The 510-nt window shown below is 62.4% G+C and carries 1 protein-coding gene and 1 tRNA gene; both read right to left on the bottom strand.

From position 1 onward, the window contains the following. Window positions 1–126: 126 nt before the first annotated feature. Window positions 127–202, bottom strand: a tRNA-Phe gene (locus D1614_RS29045). Between the two features lie 175 nt (window positions 203–377). Beyond that, window positions 378–510, bottom strand: a 133-nt coding sequence (gene yacG / locus D1614_RS29040) for a DNA gyrase inhibitor YacG (protein WP_119440553.1), incomplete at its 5' end; no start/stop codon positions are given.

Here is a 510-nt window from a genome sequence, read left to right as displayed (position 1 = left end):
GCGATCGTGGACGCCATCATTGTCACGGATCGCACCATCCGCATTATCGGTTCGAACGACAATATCATGGCCACGCTAGGCCCTGACGGCCAACCGCGGACTCTGGTTCGTAAGTCTGTTCAGGAATGGTGCCCAGGGGCGGGATCGAACCACCGACACTGCGATTTTCAGTCGCATGCTCTACCAACTGAGCTACCTGGGCGCCGCCTCGAACGCTGCCAAAACAGCTTGGAGGGAGAGCGCCGGTTTATAGTGAGACGCGGCGGCGCTGTCCAGCCACCGTGCGAATTTTGCGAGGACCGCCGCGCCGCCCGGCGGCGGCTCGAAATCCTACCGAATTCAAGGACTTCGGCGCGGCCGGAAAATGCCCGAAAGACCTATTTCGGCTCGTCCATATCGTCGTCCTCGTCGCTCTCGCGCGCCGGGATGGCATAGGACCCCGACAGCCAGCGATTCAGGTCAACATCGCGGCAGCGCTCCGAACAGAACGGCCTCGACGCCTCGACCGGC

This window comes from Maribellus luteus, from assembly GCF_003576475.1.
Classification (GTDB): domain Bacteria; phylum Bacteroidota; class Bacteroidia; order Bacteroidales; family Prolixibacteraceae; genus Draconibacterium; species Draconibacterium luteum.
This window is presented reverse-complemented; position numbering and strand designations above follow the sequence as displayed.